18 protein-coding genes and 1 pseudogene are annotated in these 20,339 nt (G+C 63.6%); 7 read left to right on the forward strand and 12 right to left on the reverse strand.

Translation table 11 applies throughout. The features are described 5' to 3' along the window. The first annotated feature begins 182 nt into the window (after positions 1-182). Together AC4AMJ_RS19080 and AC4AMJ_RS19085 are read left to right on the forward strand one after the other, a co-directional pair. Entirely contained in the window at positions 183-1,106 is a 924-nt protein-coding gene (locus AC4AMJ_RS19080; protein ID WP_489913927.1) for an Rv1363c family protein, read from the forward strand. Beyond that, positions 1,103-1,753, forward strand: coding sequence for an Rv1363c family protein (locus AC4AMJ_RS19085; RefSeq protein ID WP_489913929.1), 651 nt, complete (start codon positions 1,103-1,105; stop codon positions 1,751-1,753). Before AC4AMJ_RS19080 ends, AC4AMJ_RS19085 begins: the two co-directional genes overlap by 4 nt. Positions 1,754-2,031: 278 nt before the next feature. On the opposite strand, the gene AC4AMJ_RS19090 is transcribed toward AC4AMJ_RS19085, so the two are convergent. The 8 genes and pseudogenes from AC4AMJ_RS19090 to AC4AMJ_RS19125 form a co-directional block, all read right to left on the reverse strand. Continuing rightward, complete coding sequence (locus AC4AMJ_RS19090; protein ID WP_489913931.1) at positions 2,032-3,444, reverse strand: MCE family protein; 1,413 nt, start codon at positions 3,442-3,444, stop codon at positions 2,032-2,034. Next, entirely contained in the window at positions 3,441-4,580 is a 1,140-nt protein-coding gene (locus AC4AMJ_RS19095; protein WP_489913933.1) for an MCE family protein, read from the reverse strand. The genes AC4AMJ_RS19090 and AC4AMJ_RS19095 overlap by 4 nt, the downstream gene beginning before the upstream one ends. Then, positions 4,577-5,812 carry an MCE family protein gene (locus AC4AMJ_RS19100; RefSeq protein WP_489913935.1) on the reverse strand — a complete coding sequence of 412 codons (1,236 nt, stop codon included), beginning with the start codon at positions 5,810-5,812 and terminating at the stop codon, positions 4,577-4,579. Before AC4AMJ_RS19100 ends, AC4AMJ_RS19095 begins: the two co-directional genes overlap by 4 nt. Continuing rightward, on the reverse strand, positions 5,809-6,840 hold the full coding sequence (locus AC4AMJ_RS19105) for an MCE family protein (protein ID WP_489913937.1): 1,032 nt from the start codon (positions 6,838-6,840) through the stop codon (positions 5,809-5,811). The genes AC4AMJ_RS19100 and AC4AMJ_RS19105 overlap by 4 nt, the downstream gene beginning before the upstream one ends. Further along, a pseudogene (locus AC4AMJ_RS19110) lies at positions 6,841-7,862 on the reverse strand (MCE family protein). Between the two features lie 2 nt (positions 7,863-7,864). After that, positions 7,865-9,025 carry an MCE family protein gene (locus tag AC4AMJ_RS19115; protein WP_489913939.1) on the reverse strand — a complete coding sequence of 387 codons (1,161 nt, stop codon included), beginning with the start codon at positions 9,023-9,025 and terminating at the stop codon, positions 7,865-7,867. Between the two features lie 9 nt (positions 9,026-9,034). After that, a complete protein-coding gene (locus tag AC4AMJ_RS19120; protein WP_489913941.1) occupies positions 9,035-9,913 on the reverse strand; it encodes an MlaE family ABC transporter permease in 879 nt (292 codons plus the stop codon). Between the two features lie 6 nt (positions 9,914-9,919). Further along, positions 9,920-10,711 carry an MlaE family ABC transporter permease gene (locus AC4AMJ_RS19125; protein WP_489913943.1) on the reverse strand — a complete coding sequence of 264 codons (792 nt, stop codon included), beginning with the start codon at positions 10,709-10,711 and terminating at the stop codon, positions 9,920-9,922. A 267-nt stretch (positions 10,712-10,978) separates the two neighbouring features. Between AC4AMJ_RS19125 and AC4AMJ_RS19130 the strand changes: the two genes are divergently transcribed. From AC4AMJ_RS19130 to AC4AMJ_RS19140, 3 genes are all read left to right on the forward strand, one after another. Then, complete coding sequence (locus tag AC4AMJ_RS19130) at positions 10,979-12,178, forward strand: cytochrome P450 (protein WP_489913945.1); 1,200 nt, start codon at positions 10,979-10,981, stop codon at positions 12,176-12,178. Positions 12,179-12,234: 56 nt separating this feature from the next. Continuing rightward, the gene (locus AC4AMJ_RS19135; RefSeq protein ID WP_489913947.1) at positions 12,235-13,071 is read left to right on the forward strand and encodes a mycofactocin-coupled SDR family oxidoreductase; all 837 of its coding nucleotides are present in this window, start codon (positions 12,235-12,237) and stop codon (positions 13,069-13,071) included. Between the two features lie 83 nt (positions 13,072-13,154). Beyond that, positions 13,155-13,346, forward strand: coding sequence for a ferredoxin (locus AC4AMJ_RS19140; RefSeq protein WP_489913949.1), 192 nt, complete (start codon positions 13,155-13,157; stop codon positions 13,344-13,346). Positions 13,347-13,428: 82 nt separating this feature from the next. On the opposite strand, the gene AC4AMJ_RS19145 is transcribed toward AC4AMJ_RS19140, so the two are convergent. From AC4AMJ_RS19145 to AC4AMJ_RS19160, 4 genes are all read right to left on the reverse strand, one after another. Next, on the reverse strand, positions 13,429-15,120 hold the full coding sequence (locus AC4AMJ_RS19145; RefSeq protein WP_489913951.1) for an FAD-binding protein: 1,692 nt from the start codon (positions 15,118-15,120) through the stop codon (positions 13,429-13,431). A gap of 49 nt (positions 15,121-15,169) precedes the next feature. Then, the gene (locus AC4AMJ_RS19150; RefSeq protein ID WP_489913953.1) at positions 15,170-16,399 is read right to left on the reverse strand and encodes a cytochrome P450; all 1,230 of its coding nucleotides are present in this window, start codon (positions 16,397-16,399) and stop codon (positions 15,170-15,172) included. A 38-nt stretch (positions 16,400-16,437) separates the two neighbouring features. After that, on the reverse strand, positions 16,438-16,632 hold the full coding sequence (locus tag AC4AMJ_RS19155) for a ferredoxin (protein WP_489913955.1): 195 nt from the start codon (positions 16,630-16,632) through the stop codon (positions 16,438-16,440). Positions 16,633-16,722: 90 nt separating this feature from the next. Next, positions 16,723-17,601 carry an SDR family NAD(P)-dependent oxidoreductase gene (locus AC4AMJ_RS19160; protein ID WP_489913957.1) on the reverse strand — a complete coding sequence of 293 codons (879 nt, stop codon included), beginning with the start codon at positions 17,599-17,601 and terminating at the stop codon, positions 16,723-16,725. A 717-nt stretch (positions 17,602-18,318) separates the two neighbouring features. On the opposite strand from AC4AMJ_RS19160, the gene AC4AMJ_RS19165 reads away from it, so the two are divergent. Both AC4AMJ_RS19165 and AC4AMJ_RS19170 read left to right on the forward strand, forming a co-directional pair. Further along, positions 18,319-19,017 (forward strand): TetR/AcrR family transcriptional regulator, encoded by a 699-nt coding sequence (locus AC4AMJ_RS19165; protein WP_489913959.1) that lies wholly within the window; start codon positions 18,319-18,321, stop codon positions 19,015-19,017. A gap of 319 nt (positions 19,018-19,336) precedes the next feature. After that, positions 19,337-20,317 (forward strand): enoyl-CoA hydratase/isomerase family protein, encoded by a 981-nt coding sequence (locus AC4AMJ_RS19170; RefSeq protein ID WP_489913961.1) that lies wholly within the window; start codon positions 19,337-19,339, stop codon positions 20,315-20,317. Positions 20,318-20,339: the final 22 nt, after the last annotated feature.

The following is a 20,339-nucleotide window of genomic DNA, read 5'->3' on the forward strand; positions in this document are numbered from 1 at the left end:
GGGAGCAGCCTTGTCCGGGTGCGAGTCACCGCGTAGGAGTTGGGAACAGTCATTCGCACAGGACCATTCGCAACACGGATGCCCGGGGATCGCGGAGATCGCACGAGGGGAGTGGTGATGAGCTGTTCGACACAGCTGATCTTGGGGAGACGTCGCGACGTGCGGACCCGGGAGGAGCGCACATGACGCGATCGTTGTTGGGCGGGCCGAACCCGGACGCACTGGCCGCTGAGAGCCCGGACGACCGATTGACGGATCTGCAAGTCGCCGAAGCTGAACTTGCCGCCGCCGAGGCGGAAGCAGCCGCGGCGCGCGCCCGTGCCGACGCAGCCACGGCGCGTGCTCGCCTGGCACGATTACGCGGTGGCGAGTCCGAGCGGACCGACCATGCCTCGCAAGTCCACAACGGTACGGCGGACAACAGTGTGGCCCCCTCTGATCGCGACGACGGTGAGGAGACCACCGCTGACGACATCGGGTCATCGAACGATGCAGCCGCGCAGACCGCAACCGGATCAGTCGATCAGCCGCCTCTGTCCGATACGGTTGACAGGGCCGCGCGCCACGGAAAGCTGCACCGCATCCTCCGGTCGACAGGACGCCCGTTCGGCCGACTGCGGCATCCGACCAAGCGTGGACTCGCGATCGGGGTGATGGCCCTCGTCACGATCGCCGCGCTGGCCGCCGCCGCCGCCATTGGCTGGCGTCATCACCAAGCCGACACCGACAGGGCCCGCGCGGCCGCCTTCACCGCGGCGGCCGACCGTGGGGTCACGGCGATCACATCGTTGGACTTCAAGAACGCCAAGCGCGACGTACAGCACATCCTCGATCAGTCGACCGGCGAGTTCTACAACGACTTCAAAAGTCGCGCCGACGATTTCACTTCTGTCATCGAACAGTCGAAGGTGACGACGAAGGGAGAGGTCACCGGTTCGGCGGTGGAATCGATGACCGACGACAGCGCTGTGGTCCTGGTCTCGGCCAGTTCCGACGTCACCAACGCCGCAGGCGCCAAACAGGAGCCCCGGACCTGGCGTCTGCGGGTGACCATGACCGACGCGGACGGAACGACGAAGATCTCAAAGGTGGATTTCGTACCATGACCACGACCGGAACAACCCCGATCCCCGACACCGTCGGCGAACCGGCGCCCGATACGGGTTCGACCGAGTCTCCCACGCTTTCCGGGGATGCAGCAGAGCCGTACTCCGAGGGTTCATGGCGCGGGATTGCCGGCGTGCGTGCCGCACTCGCGACCCGACGTCGGCGCGGCCGATTGGTTCCGGTCGCCGTCGCCGCTGCGATGATTGCGTCGCTGGGCGCTGCCGGTACCGCGTACTTCGCCCTCTACCGTCACGATGAGTCGAGCAGCGACGAGGTGTCTCGCGATGTCGTTTCCGCTGCGGACAACGGAACTGTCGCACTTCTGTCGTACTCACCCAAGACGCTCGACGCCGACCTGACCAAGGCCAAGTCTCATCTCACCGGGCAATTCCTCACGTACTACCAGGAATTCACCACCAAAGTGGTCAAGCCTGCCGCCACGGAGAACAGCGTCGACACCAAGGCCCAGGTGGTTCGCTCCGCCGTGTCACACCTGTCCGGGAACGACGCTCAGGTCTTGGCATTCGTCAACCAGACGACGACCAGCAAGACCAAGCCCGATCCCGAACTGACGTCGAGCAGCGTTCGGATCTCATTGCACAAGGTCGACGGCGACTGGCTGATCTCCTCCTTCGATCCGCTCTGAGTCAGGCATCTCGCTCGATCACCCCGCCGTTGGAGTCCATCGGCGGCGTGACGCGTGGGCCGCGTGTCCGCCCACGAGGAATGACCGCGGAATCGCGCTGGCCACGGGGGTTCTGTCGCGCTTTCGGGGTTCTGTCGGTGCGATTCCGGGTTCTGTCAGCGGGTTTCGGGGTTCTGTCGGCGTGATTCCGGGTTCTGTCGGCGCGATTCGGGGTTCTGTCGGCGGAATTTGGGGTTCTGTCGGCGGGATTTGGATTCCGTCAGCAACCGCCTGGCTCCTCAGTGGGCCATCATCGCCTGCCAGGTGCCGGCCCCGTGACTGAGATCCGTCTGCCGGTACCGCGTTCCGTCACCGCCGACGTAACCGCCGTCGCTCGGGTCGTACTGCGCGGTCGCCACCGGCGGCCGGGCTGACGCCCCACCGCCCTGATACGCCGACGGAGTGACACCCTGCTTGATGAGACTGGGATCGCGCGGGTACGGGCCGATGACCGGTTGTCGCTGAGCAAGCGGCGTGAACTGCTCGTCGCTGTTACACATCGCCGCCGTGGGGGCCCGCTTACCCGGCTTGTTCATGCACGGAATGTTGCGCACGCCACGGCCGCCGATCGGACTCGACTGTGGCAGTTTGCAGTACAGGTCATCCGGAGTGTCGATGGTCGAGGTGTCCTCGGGTGGCCGCCACTTCGACGGCGGGAGAAACCCGACGGTGCAGGCGGGCGGATCGGAGACGCCGCTGATGCGAAAGTCACCCAGACCCCATTTGGTGCCGTTCCGGTTCGGTTGGACCGCTTCGATCATCGAGATCGCCGGCGGCAGCAGGACCAGGATCTGTTCGAGTCCCGCGTTGTAGGTCACCGCCAACTGCCCGATGGACGTCACATTGGCGAGGAGGACCGGAAGAGTGAGTTTCACCGAATCGAGTGTCTTGGTGATCTCGTCGGCGAAACCGGGACCGGAGGTGAGCAGGCGTCGCACCTGCGGCGTATTCGTCACCACCTGTCCGGTGAATCCGGCGAGACTTCGCGTCCAGATCCGGATCGCATCGGTACTGTCCACCTGGGAATCAACAAGTGGGACCGAATCTTTCAGTAGTGCGACCGTGTCGTCGCCGACATCGTTCATGCTCGCCGCCAGCGTCGACGAGGAGTTGAGCAGGGTCTGCAGATCATAGCCCTGTCCACCGAGACTCTTGTTGAGCTCGTCCACCAGCCCGAACAGCCGATCCTTGGGAATGCTCGTCACCAGGCCGTTCAGTTTCTCCAACATCGGTGCCACCGGTTGCGGCACGACCACGTCACCCGACGAGATCGTCGAGCCATCGTGCAGATAGGGCGCGGAGTCCGTACGTGGGCGCAGGTCGACGTAGAGCTCGCCGACCGCGGACATGCTTCGAATACTCGCTTGCAGGTCGGCGGGTATCCGTTCGTCGCTGTCGATCGACAAGGTGGCGCGAATCCCGTTGTCGGTCAGCCCGACATCGGTCACTTTTCCGACATCGACACCACGATAGGTGACATTGGCGAACCGATAGAGCCCCCCGGTCTGTGGGGCGTCGAGCGTGACGTCGATGCGCCCGACGCCGAGCTGGGTCTGGACCTGCATGTAGGAGAAGAGCATCATCCACGTGGCGATGATCGCCACCACGGTGAAGATGATGAGCTGGGCACGGACGAGTGTGGACAGGATCACCGCCCACCCCGCTTCATCGCGGCCACCGGCCCGAGCAGCGGGTTGTGCGTGGGTTGCCGGTGGTAGCCGGGATCGCCGGGAGCGAAGGGCACGACCGCGTTCGGATCGCCGAGCGCAGTGCCCAGCAACAACTCCCGTCGCAGGCGCGGCACGGTCAGGTCCACTGTGGCCTGCAGATTGATGTAATCACCGCGTACCGCACGGTCGATCACCTTCTGGCCGTATGGGAAGACCGTTGCGTATGCCAGTGCGGAGTCGATCCGTGGGCCGACGTCGGCGAGGGATTTGAGGGTCGGCTGCAGGTGGCGTAGGTCGGTGAGCAGGTCGGATTGGACTTGATCGATGACACCCGACGAGGTGTTGGCGAAGACGCGCAATCGGTCCAGCGCGGTCGTCAGGTGCGGGGTCTGCTCCTGCAGCACCGCCAGACCGGGTGGGATCTGCCGCAACGCATTGTCGATCACCTGATCCTGGGCTGCCAGCCCGCCGCTGAGTCGACGAGCCTGCGTCAGCAGGTCGACCAGGTCGGTGCGCTGCCGATTCAGCGTGCCCACGAACGTCGTCAGGTTGGTCACGAGTTCACTGATGTCATCCTCGCGACCGTCGAATCCGTCGTCGAGCGCGTGGATGATGCCGCCGAGCTGTCCCAGCCCACCACCATTGACGACCGACGACACGGATGCGAGTGTCTCCTCCGTGGAGGGATAGGACGACGACCGGTTCAACGGTATTGTCGCCCCGGGCATCACCTGTCCGGACGGCGCGGTCCCCGGCGGCGGGTCCAGCGCGAGATGCATCGAGCCGAGCAGACTGGTCTGCCCCACCGAGGCGATGGCGTTACCGGGTACCACCGTGCCCTTGGCCAACCGGACCTCCACGTCGGCATGCCAGTCCCGCACATGCATCGCACCGACGCTGCCGACCTCGACATCATTGATGAAGACCGGCGAATTCTCGGACAATGTACCGACATTCGCAATCTCTATCGCGATGTGGTAGTCCCCTTCCGACGTGCCGACGGTTCCGGGGAGCGGCATCGAATTGACACCGTCCCACTGGCAGCCCGCCCCGAGGGCTGCGACACAGCACAGTGACAGGACCAGGCGGAACGTACGCCCCCGCGTCGATGACCTCATCGTCCACCGCCTTGCGCTGGTAGCAGCAGATCACGGCGCGTACGAACGCTCGGGGCGCTCGACGTGTGGTCGGGCATCAGCTTCTTCTCGGTGTAGATGAGGTTTTTCGGATCGGCGGTGGGACCGAGCACCGGATTCACCGGGACCGGAAGATAGTTGAAACTCAACATCGGTGCGATGGGGCCGAGGTACTCGGCGCATCGACGAGCGCCCTCCGCCGCGGTCAGGTTCTCGATGCTGGCAACAGAGGAGCAGATGAACTGCACGGGATTGGAGAAGTTGTTGACGGTGAAAACGCCGGCCTCGGTGCCGGTGTCGGGGTTGTAGATGTTGTAGAAGTTCGCCATGTTGGTCGGGAACACGTGCAGCAGCTGCTCGACGTCGTCGTGGTGATCCACCAGGTTCTGTGTCACTGCTGCCAATCTGCGGATCTGCTCCGCTGCCTGATCGCGGTTCTCGGCGACGAATCGTTGCACCTCTCCCACGGCACGGGCCAGGTTCGTCAGTGCCGCGTCGAGATCGGAGCGGCTTCCATCGAGCACCGCGGACAGTGTTGCGAGCCGATTCTCGAACTGCACGATCTGAGTCCCGCTGTCCCGAACGGCCGAGACGAAGGTCGCGATGTTGCGTACGGTGTCGGAGATGTTGCCGCTGTTCTCCGCGAGCAGTTGGCCGACTCCGGCGAGCTCGTGCAGCGTGTCACCCAGCTTCTCGCCATTGTCGGCCAAAGCCTCATCGCTGCTGCCGATGAACCTGCCGAGAGAACTTCCCGAATTCCCGGCCTGCGGGCCGAGGTCGGTTGCCAGACGGGTCAGCTGTTCCTTGACCTGATCCCACTCCACCGGAACCGCGGTGCGCTCGCGCGGGATCGTGGCACCGTCGGCGAGGATCGGCCCGCTCGTCGCGTTCGCGGGAGCCAACTGTACGAAACGATTGGCAACGAGGTTCTGCGCGATGATGATCGCGCGCGCCTGCGCCGGAATCCGCACCCCGTGCTGCACGTGCATCGTCATCCGCACCGTCTCGCCCCGTGGCTCGATCGCCGAGATGGTACCGACCTTCACCCCGGCGACGCGCACATCGTCGCCCACATAGATTCCCGTGGTGGCGGCGAAGACGGCGTTGACGGTGGTCGGTGCATTGAGCTGCCGGTAGGCGGTGACCAGACCGGCCGCGACGGCCACCGAAAGCACCACCCCGATCACGAGATTCCTGGTTCGTGCGGATCTCATGATCCACCACCGCCCGGAATCGGGAACGTCGCCGGCGGGTGCAGGCCGAACGCTTGATCGATGAAGGGTTGCAGGAGCGGTCCGGGGATCAGGTTGGCCACGTATGCCTGATAGAAGGGACCGCCGGAAACCGCCTCGCCCTGTGTCTGCGACACCTTGGCCAACCCGGGCAGCGCCTTGGCGATGTTGTCCCGGTTGCGCTCGAGCATGGCCGCCACCGAGTTCAGCGAGGTCAATGTCGGTGCCAGCTGTTTCTCGTTGTCCGCCACCAACTTCGTGAGCTGGTCGGCCACCGCCGAGGTGTTCACCAACAGTGAGGAGATCGCCTGCCGGCGCTGTACCAGCACGCCGACCAGAAGGTTCGCATTGAGGATCAGTGAATTGACTCGACCGGCACGGCCCGCGATGAGTCCGCTGATGTCACTGGTCGAGGAGAGCAGCTCACCGAGTGCGGTATTGCGCGAATTGATTCCGCGGGAGATCTCGGCGAGGCCGTCGAACGTCGGTCCGAGCTCTGGCGCAACGTCCGACATCGTCGTCGACAACATGTCCAGCGACTTGTTCAACGAGACCGTGTCGATGCCACTGGCATTGGTCGTGAGGTCGTTGACCGCGTCGTTCAACGAGTACGGTGATGCCGTTCGGGTCACCGTGATCACGTCGGCCGGACCGAGGACTCCCGTACCCGACGGTTCGACCGTCACAATGCGTTGTCCCAGCAGCGATCCCGTGCGGATCTGCGCCGTGGTGGTGTTGCCCAGCCGGGTGTCCTGGTCGACCGTGAAACTGACCCGCGCCTTGCCGTCCACCAATGTCACGCCGGACACCGTTCCCACTCGGACACCCGACACGAGCACGTTCGCCCCGGCTGCGAGACCGGCGGCCTCGCTGAAATCCGCGCGGTAGGTGACCGAAGTGAACCACATGGTGAACTTTGCCAGGTTCAGACCGGCCATCACCAACAAGACGATGAGAACCACGCCCACATAGCCGAATCTGATAAGTCCGGACCCGCGATACCTCAACATCTAGTCCGAGCACCTCCCGTTCGTCTGCTCGATCCAGGGCAGCACGACCACCCGGCCGGAGGGATCGGAGACCCGGACCGTCACCGCGCAGACGTAGTACTGGATGAAGTTGCCATAGGTTCCCGTCCGCACCAGCTTCCGAAAGTTGTCCGGCGCACGCTGCAGTGTGCGTGTTCGAGCGTGGGTTGGTCGCCGGCGACGGCGGGCGCCAGTCGGGCCAACTCGTCGATGCTGCCGGACAAGGACGGGCGCGCCTGTGTGAGAAGGTCGGCGACCGAGGCTGTTCCGTTGTCCAGCGCGGTGATCGCCGCTCCGATGGGATCACGTTGTTCAGACAGATCCCCGATCAGCGCATCGAGCCGGTCGATGGCCTCACCGAACTTGTCTCGGTCGGCCGACAATGTGGCCATGACCTTGTCCAGCTGGTCGATGAGTTCCTCGACGACATCGGTGTTCTTTCCGAGTGTGCTGAACAACGAGGCGCTGTTCGCGAACAGTGACCTGACGTTGGCACGCTGTCCCTGAAGCACCTCCAGTACAGCAGAACTCAGCGTGTTCACCTGTTGGGGTTGGAGTCCGTCGATGACCGGCTTCAGTCCGCCGAGCAGGACGTCGAGGTCCAGAGCGGGACTGGTCCGCGTGACCGGGATCTCCGCGCCGGACGACATCGGCGTGGCCCCTGTGCCGTCGGTGAGTTCGAGGTAGCGGTCGCCGACCAGGTTGAGATAGCGGACCGCGGCCCCGGTACCGTCCGGCAAAGCGATCTCCCGGTCGACATCGAAGTCGATGTGGACGCGGTCGACGCCTTCGAGGTCCACGCTGTTGACGGTGCCCACCCGGACACCGGCGATACGCACCGTGTCGCCCGAACGCAATCCGGAGGCGTCGGTGAACACCGCACCGTAGCGCACCGTGTCGCCGGCGCGGTAGTCACTGAACACCAGCAACAGGAAACCCGCGACCACGATCATGACAGTGGTGAATGCGGCGAACTTGAGCGTGGTCGATTCGACCCGGATCATCCTCACCTCGGGGCTCCGTCCGGGACGGGACCGAAGAGCGCCTGCTGCAGACTCTTGACGTTGAGTTCCACCGTCTTGCGCTGCGGGTCAAAGGGGTTGGCACCGGTGTCGGCGACGACATACGGCGGCTTCTCCTGGAAGCCGACCGGCAGCATCGAACACTGTGGACCACCGGTGGCCGCCACCTTCGGCAGGTCACCGGGATAGTGATACGGCTCGGCACCCCAGAGGAAGTTCGCGGACAGTCCGAGTCCGGGCACATCCGCCGGCGGCGACACCGCGAGGTCGGCGAACCCGTTCAACGCGCAGGTCAACGCTTCGTTGTACTCGTCGGTGAGAGCCACCGTCGGCACCAGCAGGCGAAGCGCCGTCGCCAACGGCTTGCGGTTCTCGCTCAGTACCCGGTTGCCGACATTCGACAGGCCGATCACGCTGGTGAGGAAGGCATCCAGGTTATGTTGCTCGCTGACGAGGGTATCGCTGACCGACGCGACATGATCGGCGGTGGAGAGCAGCGGGCGGGTGGTGTCCGCGTACACCTCGAGCATCTCCGGTGCATCATGCAGCAGAGCGCGCAACGCCGGCAGACTCGGGTTGACCTGACGAACATAACCGTTGAGATCCGTCAGCATCCTGCCGAACTGCTCGCCGCGTCCGCTCAGCGCCGTCGACAGCGCGCTCAGGGCGGCGTTGAGTTCCGCGGGACGTATCTGGGCCAGAACCTGGGTGAGTTCGCCGAACACGGTGTTGATCTCCACCTCCACCTCGTTTGCCGACAACACCTGGTTGTCACGCAATCGCGCCGATTCCGGTCTGTCCGGGGAGACGAGTTCGACACTCTTGGCGCCGAAAACGGTCGGTGCCGCGATGTGCACCCCGACATTGGCGGGGATGCGATCGAGCTGATCGGGTTCGATCGCCAGCGTGAGTCTCGCACTTCCGGGCCGGTCGTAGTCGATGGCCGATACGCGGCCGACGGTGACGCCGCGCATCTGCACCTTGGCGTCGACATCCATCACCAGACCTGCCCGCGGAGCCATCACCGTGACTTTGGCGGAGGACTGCGTCGCGCCGGAGAACATCGCCGCGGCCAGCGCCATCATGACGATGACCACCAGCACCATCGTCGCGCCGGCCAACGGCCGGACGATTCCGTTCGTCATGTAGATGCCTCAGCCGGAGAGATTGAAGTTGCCGTTGGAGCCGTAGATCGCCAGCGACACCAGCAGCGTGACCGTGACCACCGCGATCAATGAAGTACGGACCGCATCGCCGACAGCGACGCCCACCCCTGCCGGTCCACCGCTGGCGAAATAGCCGAAATAGGTGTGGATCAACAAGATCAGCAGTGCCATCACAAAGGCCTGCACAAACGACCAGACCAGATCCAGTGGATTGAGGAAGGTCGAGAAATAGTGCGCGTAGAGCCCGGTGGACTGGCCGAGGAGGACCACGGTGGTGAACTGGCAGGCCGCGAAGGACGCGATCAGAGCGATGGCGTAGAGCGGGGCGATCACGATCATGCCGGCCGCGATCCGCGTCCCGACCACATAGGCGACCGGGTTGATGCCCAACGACTCGAGGGCGTCGATCTCTTCGCTGATCCGCATGGCCCCGAGCTGGGCGGTGGCGCCCGCACCGAATGTCGCGGCCAGCCCGATGCCGACCACCACCGGTGCGGCGATCCGCACGTTGATGAACGCCGACAGAAAGCCCGTCAGGGCTTCGATACCGATGTCGCCCAGGGTGCTGTATCCCTGGACCGCCAGCGTGCTACCCGTTGCCAGGGTGAGGAATCCGACGATCACGACGGTTCCGCCGATCAGGGCGAGATTACCGGCGCCCATACTCGTCTCGGCGATGAGTCGGATCGTCTCGCGCCGATAGTGCAGCGCGGCATGCGGAACGCTGCGGAGCGCACGGACGTAGAAGATCGCATGATCACCGATCCGTGCGAGTGCACTCGCCGGGCGTCTCACCTCCCGGGCCAGACGTGGATGGATGACACTCGGCCTCGTCGATGGGGCTTTCGATGTCGATATGAGTGACATGGCTTCTCACCTCGCCGTCAGTTGCACGCCGATGGCGGTGATGACGACATTGACCACGAACAGCGCCATGAACGCATAGACCACCGTTTCGTTCACTGCGTTACCCACCGATTTCGCGCCGCCGGACACGATCAGACCGCGATAGCAGGCCACCACGCCTGCGATGAGCCCGAACACGAGTGCCTTGACCGACGAGATGATCACTTCCTGCGAGCCCGTCAGCAGCGTGATGCCGGCCGCGAACGCCCCCGGGTTGACGCCTTGGACGAAGACCGAGAACACATAACCGCCACCGACTCCGATCAGGCAGACCAGACTGTTCAGCAGTAACGCGACGAGACCCGACGCGAGCACTCGCGGAGTCACCAACCGCTGCAACGGATTGATCCCGAGGACCTCCATCGCCTCGATCTCCTCTCGGATCGTGCGCGATCCGAGGTCCGCGCACATGGCAGTCGCCCCGGCACCCGCCACGATCAGCACCGTGACCATCGGGCCCACCTGGGTGACCGACCCGAACGCGGCCCCCGCACCACTCAGGTCGGCCGCACCGAGTTCGCGGAGAAGGATGTTGAGGGTGAAGCTGACGAGCACCGTGAACGGGATGGCCACCAGAAGTGTGGGCATCAGCGACACCCGGGCGACAAACCACGACTGCTCGATGAACTCCCTGCCTTGGAACGGTCGACGGAATGCGAACCGGGCCGCATCGGCTCCCATCATGAAAAGCCCGCCAACCGCTTTGAGCGGTCCCGCCGAATAACGAGCGACCATCCCAGCCGCAGCGGTCGTCCTCATTTCACCCTCCCCTCGCGCATGAACGTGACTCCCATCGATGGGCAACACCGTGACTGCCTGTGTTTTGGTGAGATTTGCCAGAACCACGGCCCGCGTTGATATCTCGGAACCCTGCCACAGTCTGATGTCATCGCGACCCCTGCTCTCGCTCAGTGAGATCGCGCTTGTTCCCCCAGGTCACCTCCCCCAGACTGGGCGAGGTGTCGATCACCACCGCGATCGATGCTGCTGAAAACCACGAGTGCAGTCCGCGCGAGAGGCCAACCTGTGACGAGTAGTACGACAAGCGGGGTTCGGTACGACCCCTACGATGTCCAACTCAATGCCGACCCCTATCCAATGTTCCGGGCGCTGCGAGAAGAAGCACCTCTCTATCACAACGAGGAACACGACTTCTACGCTCTGAGTAGGCATGAGGACGTCAATGCCGCCCTCAACGACTACACGACATTCAGTTCCGCCCGCGGAGCGATCCTCGAGTTGATCAAGGCGAACATCGACATCCCGCCGGGGGTGCTCATCTTCGAGGATCCCCCCATCCACGACATCCACCGCAAACTCCTGGCGCGGATGTTCACTCCCCGCAAGATCTTCGCCCTCGAGCCGCAGGTGCGGGAATTCTGCGCAGCCGCATTGGACCCACTGGTGGGGACCGGCAACTTCGACTTCGTGCGGGATCTCGGGGCGCAGATGCCCATGAAGGTCATCGGAATGCTCCTGGGCATCCCCGAGGAGGACCAAGAGGCCATTCGCGACTTCGCCAACGATCAGATGCGTACCGAAGAGGGCAAACCGATGAAGGCGGCCGAGGAAGGCATGGTCTCCGGGGACATCTTCGGCGCGTACATCGATTGGCGCGCAGAGCATCCGTCAGACGACATCATGACCGAACTGCTCAACGTGGAGTTCACCGACGAGACCGGCACGGTGCGTAAACTCACCCGAGACGAGTTGTTGACCTACGTCAACGTCGTCTCCGGCGCAGGCAACGAGACCACCACGAGACTCATCGGCTGGGCGGGCAAGGTATTGGCCGAACATCCTGATCAGCGTCGCCAGTTGGTGGAGAACCCCGCGCTCATACCGAACGCCATCGAGGAGTTGCTGCGATTCGAGGCACCCGCACCACATGTGGCCCGGTACGTCACCCGCGACGTCGACTATTACGGGCAGATGGTGCCAAAGGGCAGCGTGATGATGATGCTGATCGCAGCTGCCAACCGCGATCACCGACAGTTCCCCCCGGACGGTGACATCTTCGACATCCACCGGAAGACCAAGCAGCACCTGACCTTCAGCGTCGGCACACATTTCTGCCTCGGTTCGGCTCTGGCTCGGCTCGAGGGCCGCATCGCGATCGAGGAGATCCTCAAGCGGTTCCCGGAATGGGACGTCGATCTCTCACAGGCATCACTTTCCCCGACCTCGACTGTTCGCGGGTGGGACACATTGCCGGCGACGTTCTGACCACACCACTACGGCAGGCATCACGACCTGTCGCTCGTCAAGAGGAGGAAGTCTCGATGACCGGAAGAGTAGACGGCAAGGTCGCCTTCATCACCGGCGCCGGCCGCGGTCAGGGTCGTAGCCACGCCGTACGTTTGGCTGCCGAGGGCGCCGACATCATCGCCATCGACATCTGCGAACCCATCGACAATGTGCCCTTCGCCCTTGCGAGCGAGGACGACCTCGCCGAAACCGCCGAACTCGTCAAAGCACACGATCGTCGGGTGGTGACCGCCAAGGTCGACGTCCGCGACCTCGACGGATTGACCGAGGCTCTCGAGACGGGCGTCGATCAGCTCGGCCGACTCGACATCGTCGCCGCCAACGCGGGCATCGCGACGGGTGGCGCCTCACTCGAGGACATGGACCGCAAGACGTGGCAGGACATGATCGATGTCAACATGACCGGAGTGTGGCACACGGCGAAAGCGGCCATCCCCCACATCGTCGCGGGCGGACGCGGCGGTTCGATCGTCCTGACCAGTTCGGTGGGTGGCCTGAAATCATATCCGTTCTGCGGCCACTACGTCACGGCCAAGCACGGCGTCATCGGAATCATGCGCACACTCGCAATCGAGTTGGCGCAGAGCAACATACGCGTCAATTCGGTCCATCCGACGCAGGTCAACACGGCGATGATCATGAACGAGGCCACGTATCGGATGTTCCGTCCCGACCTGGAGAATCCGGGCCCGGACGACTTCGCTCCCCTGTCTCAGATGATGAACACGTTGCCGGTGCCGTGGGTGGAGCCGGAGGACATCAGCAACGCGGTCCTCTTCCTGGCGTCCGATGAGGCCCGGTACATCACGGGGGTCACGCTGCCGGTCGATGCCGGCGCCTGCCTGAAATAGTCCGACGCCGTCAGGAGCAGCACCTGTGAGTCCAGCCGGCCTCCGGGTGCTGCTCTGTCTGACCGAATGTTCGAGGAATCGCCATGAAGATCGAAGTGAACTCTCAGATCTGTGAGAGCAACGGATTATGCGCCGCGGCCGCGCCCGAGGTGTTCGACCTCGACGACGACGACAACCTGCATGTCCTGCGCGACACCGTGACCCCCGAGATCAAGGACGACGTCGACGACGCGATACGACAATGCCCGCGCCGGGCCATCTCACTGGACGGCTGAGCAACCAACGGGCCGACCACACAGATGTCGGCGGAGGACCATACCGGTCCTCCGCCGACGTTGTTGCGCGACCTGCGCTGCGTCAGGCCGTCCCGACGCGGCCCGCTCGGTCCTGTGCATCGCCGGCCGCAACGAAGGAGAACACCACCGACGGACCGATCGTCGCGCCGGCACCGAGATACTTGCGACCCATCACCGAGGCGGCGCAGTTGCCCGCCGCGTAGAGACCGCGGATCGGATCACCGTCCTCGTTGAGCACCCGTGCATGCTCGTCGGTGAGCAGTCCGCCGTTGGTGCCGATGTCCCCCGGATACATCGGCACCGCGTAGAACGGCGCCTTCGCCACACTGCCGAGGCAGGCGTTGGGTTTGTGGCTGACGTCGCCCTGATACCTCTCATGATCGCCCTCACCACGATGAAAGTCCTCGTCCACCCCGATCTCGGCGAAACCATTGAACCTGTCGACGGTCGTCACCAGTGCCTGCGGGTCGATCCCACACTGCCGCGCCAGCTCGTCAACGGTGTCGGCCTTCTTCATCGCCCCGCTGGAGATCCATTCCTTCGGGGTCTTGCCCGGCGGTGCGAAGCCGAAGACGTAACGGGATCGATGACGAGAATCCACGATGAGCCACGACGGGATCGCTCCGCCGACCGATCGCTCCTGGGCGAACATGCACTGGCCCGCCTCCTGGTAGGCGATGGCCTCGTTGAAGTACCGGTTCCCTTGGCCATCGACCATGATCGAATGCGGTTTGCTGCGCTCACTGATGCACATCGAGGGCTTCCCGTCAGGCATCAACCACGAAGGCAGCCACCAGGCCTCGTCCATCATGTCGGTGGCGGCCCCGCTCTTCATCGCGATGCGAATCGCCTCGCCGGTGTCGCCGGGGTTGGCGTTGGACCACTCCGGGCGCCCCGGCTGTGCGTTCGAGAACTCCTCGCGCATGTCCTTGTTGTGCGCGAACCCTCCTGCACTGACGAGCACCCCTCCGCGCGCCCGCACCCGGACGGTGGAGCCCCCCTTGTCCAGTTCTGCGCCGACGACCTCGCCGCCCTCGAGGATGAGATCGACGAGGGCGGTCTCGGTCCAGACCGGGACGCCCCGATTCAGCAGCGCCTTGAGCAGATAGGCGATCAGGGCGGCACCATTGGTGACGTACTTCTTGCCGCGGAGACGCCCCAGAGCGGTGCGTGCCATCACTCTGCTCATGACCGCGATTCCTTTGCGGGTCCGCAGATTCGAGACGTAGGCCGCCTCTCCGGTGTACATCGTCATGTTTCCCGCCACGGGTGGACGCAGCCGCCGGGCCCACTCGCCGAGTTCCCTCGTGTCGAACGCTGCCACCTCGACCGATCGTGATCGCGCCTTTCCGCCTTCGACGCCGCGCACCCCTGCGTAGTAGTCGCTGTACCCGTCGACCCTCAGAAACGGTAGTCCTTCGCTCTCGAGGAAGGAGAACATCTCTTTGCCTGCCGCCAGATACGCATGGCGCCGCGCGTCCGACGATGCGGCGCTGGACGCATCGGCCGCGCCGACCACCGAATCGAAGTATGCCGTCGCCTCGTCGAACGAATCGGGGACACCCTCACGCGCCATCAGCGGGTTGTCCGGCAGCCAGATCACGCCGCCGGACATACCCGTCGAGCCACCGACCATGTCGGACTTCTCCGCAACGAGGACATCCATCCCCAACGCGGCGGCGCGCAGCGCGCCGACAAGTCCACCGCCCGAGCCGATCACGAGAAGATCGGTCTCATGATCCCAGTCATCCATCGCTTACCTCATCCTGATCGGGGCCGGCATCTGACTGCACGACCATCGGCTACCAAGTGACCGGCAACGTGTACACGCCGTACGCAAGACGATCGCTCTTGAACTCGATGTCCTCGAGCGGCACGGCGACACGGATATCCGGCATCCGGTCGAAGATGCTGGTGTACACGATCTGCAACTCCACGCGCGCCAGCTGTTGCCCGATGCACTGATGCGGCCCGAACCCGAAACCTGTGTGGTGCCGAGCCGATCGGCTCACGTCGAGCTTCTCCGGTTCCGGGAAAGCTGCCGGATCCCAGTTCGACGACCCGAGTTCCAGGATCACGCCGTCGCCGGCACGGATCGTCCGCCCCGAGATCTCGATATCCTCCAATGCGATCCGGCGTTGTCCGTTGTGGATGATGCCCAGATAGCGCATCAGTTCCTCCACCGCGTTCGCGGTTTGCGTGTCGTCACCCCCACGCAGGATCGCGAGCTGTTCCGGATGTTCGAGGAGCGCAAGGGTGCCCAGTGCAATCATGTTCGCACTTGTCTCGTGGCCTGCGATGAGCATTCCGAGGCCCGTCTGTGCCGCCTCCGCGGCATCGATCTCCCCACCCCGGACATGTCTGGCGAAGTCACTCAGCGCGTCATCGGCCGGATCGGCCATCTTCTTCTCGACGAGCTCGTTCATGAACATGAACATGGCGGCGAAAGCCTGCATGTTCTCCTCCGGCGTGGCGTACCGATCCACGCTCTTCACCGAATTCTCCTGGAAGAATGCGTGACTGTCGTAGGGCACGCCAAGCATCTGACTGATCACGATCGACGGTAGCGGCAGAGCCAGAGCAGAGACGAGATCCACCGGTCTCGGTCTGGCCATCATCGCGTCGATGAGCTCATCTGTGGTCTGCTGGATGAAGGGCCGCAGAGCATTGACCCGCTTGAATGTGAATGCGCGCGTCATCATTCGACGGAAGTGAGAGTGATCTGCGCCGTCCGAGTTGAACACCGACTTGGGACGCAACCCCACGTTGGCGGCCATCCCCTCATTCCAGTGCGGGAAGCCTGGGAGCTTCTCGTCCACGCTGATCCTCGGATCGTTGAGCAACGCTTTCTGCTCAGCGTGCCCGGTCACCAACCACGGCATGGATCCGTCCCAGATCTCCACCCGACTCACCGGATTCGTCTCGCGCAGTATGCGGGTTCCATCCGGCGGCGCGAACGGACATCGATTGTCGCGCTCCATCGGAAAATAGGGCGCGGTGTTGCTTCGTACCCCAGCGACGGTCTCTGACATCAGTTGCGCTCCTCGGCATATCGGATGTACACGGCTGATCAGTCCTCGACGGCGATGGCGAGCGCTGGACACATCGCGGCAGCATGACGTACGCCGTCGGCCTCCTGCGCGGGTGGGTCGTCGTTGACGAGGAACGCGATGCCATCATCGTCGCGCTGATCGAATACGTCGGCGGCCGCGGCAACGCATTGCCCGGACGCGATGCATTTGTCCTGGTCGATGGTGATCTTCATCGGGTTCTCCTACCTGGATGCCAGTGTTCGGGAAGGTTTGTCGTTGACCGTGGCGCAGTCGGTTGCCGTGGCGCACCGGAGGCACGCGCATCACGACGACCGAGATCGGTCCACATCTCCGTGTACCGCCGCCCCGACGAGCGCAGAATCATCGTCGGCCTGCTGTGCCGATGCACCCGCCTGCTTCGCCGGCGGTCCCGCCACCGTGCCGCCGTCCACGGGAAGCAGGGTTGCGGTGACGTACCGGGACCGATCCGTCGCGAAGTACAGCGCCGCCTCGGCGACATCGTCGGCGGTGCCCTCTCGCTGAAGCGGCCGGTTGGCCGCCATCATCGCCCGCACCATGGCGGTGAAGCTATCCGCGTCGGCACCCATCTTCACCGCGGATGAGGCCAGCAATGGTGTCGGTATACTCCCTGGCGCAATGCAATTGACCCGGATGCTGTGCTGTGCCAGATCTATCGCCACCGACTTCGAGAAGTGGATGACGGCAGCCTTCGACGCACGGTAGGTCATCACGGCGGGACCGGCCTGGATCCCCCCGATCGAGGAGATGTTGATGATCGAACCACCACCGGTGGTCGACATCTGTTGTGCAGCATACTTCGTCCCGGCCATGACACCCAGGAGGTTCACACCCATCACGTGGTGGAAGTCCATGAGGTCCTCGTCGAGGAAACTCTGGTGCATCGTTCCCGATACACCTGCGTTGTTGACCATCACGTCGAGACCGCCGAACCGGTCGACGACCGTGTCGATCAGCGCAGCCAATGCTGTCGGGTCGGACACGTCGGTTCTGAAGAAGTGAGCACCCTCGCCACAGGTTGATGCCAGCGCCACACCGCCCTCGTCCACGTCGGCGATCGCGACCCGGGCGCCCTCGGCCACAAACCTCTCCACGATCCCCTGGCCCAATCCTGACGCCCCGCCGGTGACAATGGCGACTTTCCCGGTCAATTCATCGGCCATCTTCGGCCACCTCCGCATATCGATGTCATCGGAATATCTGTACGGACGAATACCTGGATAATGGAAACCCTTTTCGAGGCACTGCCGATTCACACAAGTGCAGATCTGTTTCCCCATGCCGTCGAGACGAACAAAGGGGGAATTCTCGGCCGGAGTTGACCGAACGGGCCGCCCGACCCTGAACCCTTCGCGGCGCTCAGAGGCTCGCGACTCATCGACACCAACGCGCTTTCACGGTGTGTCCTGAATCTCATCTTCCGTGATGACAGCGTCGCGCAGAAGCCGAAACTTGTCAAGCGATTGATTGATTTTCTTCCATCGCCCACCCGCGGCATGTGATTCGTCATGCACGGCGCCCGCCCATTTATAGGTACTACCAACGGATATATCTTGTCGATCCACTGGCAAGCGTGACCGTACAGGGAGGCCATCCGCCACAGACACAGACGACACGTAGCCTAGAGCAGTCACAAAGGGCTCGCCCGATGCTCGCCGTCGGTCCGGCAGGGTGTGAAGTCAACCCAAAACCCCAGCTCACCGGCGCAAGTGCAACATGTTCCGTCGCCCATACTGTAAATCGACTGTTTTACAGAGGGTTCGAATTCACCTAGTTTTGGACTAGGAAGCCGTGTCCGGTCCCTATCTCCGGACACTGGGGGCGGTGGCCACACGGACGCCTGTACAGGCGGCGAGATGATCAGCAGGAAGGTCAGGCACATGGTCACGATTCCACCCGGCTCCGCAGGCTCGGAGGACGAGTGGCAGTCCGACAAACCGGCACCGCGACGTCGCAAGAAGGAAGCTACCCAGGAGCTGATCCTCGACACCGCCGAGCGCCTGTTCGCCGAGAACGGGATCTACGCGGTCTCCAACCGACAGATCGCCGACGCTGCCGGCCAGGGCAACACGGCAGTCGTCGGTTACCACTTCGGCAGTCGAACGGATCTCATCCGAGCGCTGGTCAGTCGTTTCCATCGAGGTATCGAGCCAACCCGCGAGGCCATGCTCGCCAAGATCAGCGGTTCCAACCAGCTGCGCGACTGGCTCGAATGCCAGGTGCGCCCGATCACCGACCGTTTCGACGAGCTCGGCTCGCCGACGTGGTTCGCGAGATTCGGCGCTCAACTCATCGCCGACCCGGAGCTGCGCGACATCCTGCTCGAGGAATCCTGGAGCAGATCGCCGTCGCTCCAGCAGACCGTCGACGGCGTTCGCAAATGCCTCCCCTTCCTGCCCGACCCCGTGCTGCCCGAGCGCACGGATTGCGCCATGTTCCTCATCATCCTGATGTGCGCGCAACGCGAGCGGGCACTCGCCGACGGCTCGCCGCTCATCCGTGCGACCTGGTCAGAGATGGCCACCGGCCTCGTGGACGCGCTGGTGGGGATCTGGACTGCGCCGGTGACACCCGCCTGACGCCCCTGGCGCAGCCCCTCGATCATCGGCGTCCCGCGTGGTCGCCCCCTGCGGGTTCCCAAATAAATCAACCGATTGATTGACTTCGCATCTGTGATGCGGTTCACTTGCACACGTGGGTGCGAAGGTGGCACCGGGTCCATCGCCTTCACAGCGGGTCCGAGGACTCGCCTGCGGTCCCGGATTCCCGTCGCCCCAATGTGTGCAAGCGCAACATCTGTATTCAAACGGTAAATCCGAGCCTGGGAAAGATCTTCTCTATTAGACGAAGAATGTGGATGCGTACTTCACATTGATGTCCGACCGACAGGGGTTCAGCATGACCGAAGCATCGATAATCCGGAATGACCGTCCATCGGCTGAAGAAATCATTCAGTACGACAAGGATCCGTCCACCAAGATCGCGACGATCACCTTCAACCGACCAGACCATCTCAATGCGCCGACCGCCGACGCCCGCCTGCGCTACGCGGACCTCCTGCACCGTTCGAACATCGATGACGACGTGAAGGTGGTCGTGATCCGGGGCGTGGGCTCCAATCTCGGATCGGGAGCAGACATCCCGGAGGCCATGGAGATGGACGCGGACCCGACGTCGGCGGCCCGCATGCGCGAACTGAAGGTCGACGACGAGTCGGCGATCAATTTCCCCCCGCGTGGCTCTTTCCGCCACGGGGCCACGATCACGCAGTGGTACGCCAACTCGGCCGCCGGCTGCAGGAGCCTGCAGGAGTTCAAGAAGATCAGCATCGTGGAGGCCAAGGGCTACTGCTACGGGTGGCACTTCTATCAGGCCGCCGACGCCGATCTGCTGATCTCCTCCGACGACACACTGTTCGGGCACCCGGCGTTCCGCTATATCGGTTTCGGGCCCCGCATGTGGACCTGGGCGCAGACCATGGGCATCCGCCGGTTCCAGGAGATGGTCTTCACCGGCCGTCCGTTCACCGCGCAAGAGATGTACGACTGCAACTTCGCCAACCGCGTCGTCCCGCGGGATCAGCTCGAAACCGAGACCGCGAAGTACGCCCTCGCCTGCGCTCGCACCCGCCCCACCGACACCGTGTTCATGCAGAAGATGTTCTTCGAGATGATGAAGCAGTCCCAGGGTGAATACATGGGCAGCATGCTCACCGGATTGTTCGAATCTCTCGGCAGCTATGCACATCCGGACTCGCATGACCTGGTCCTGGATGAGGAGACCGTGTCCGGTGGGATCAACAACGCAGTCAAGGACAACGACGACCAGTTCCCACCCGACTTCAGGCTCAGCAAGTCGGGTCGGCGACGCGAGCGGTGATCTGCGCGAACCGCTCTGTCAC

Source organism: Gordonia sp. LMA484 (assembly GCF_058129505.1).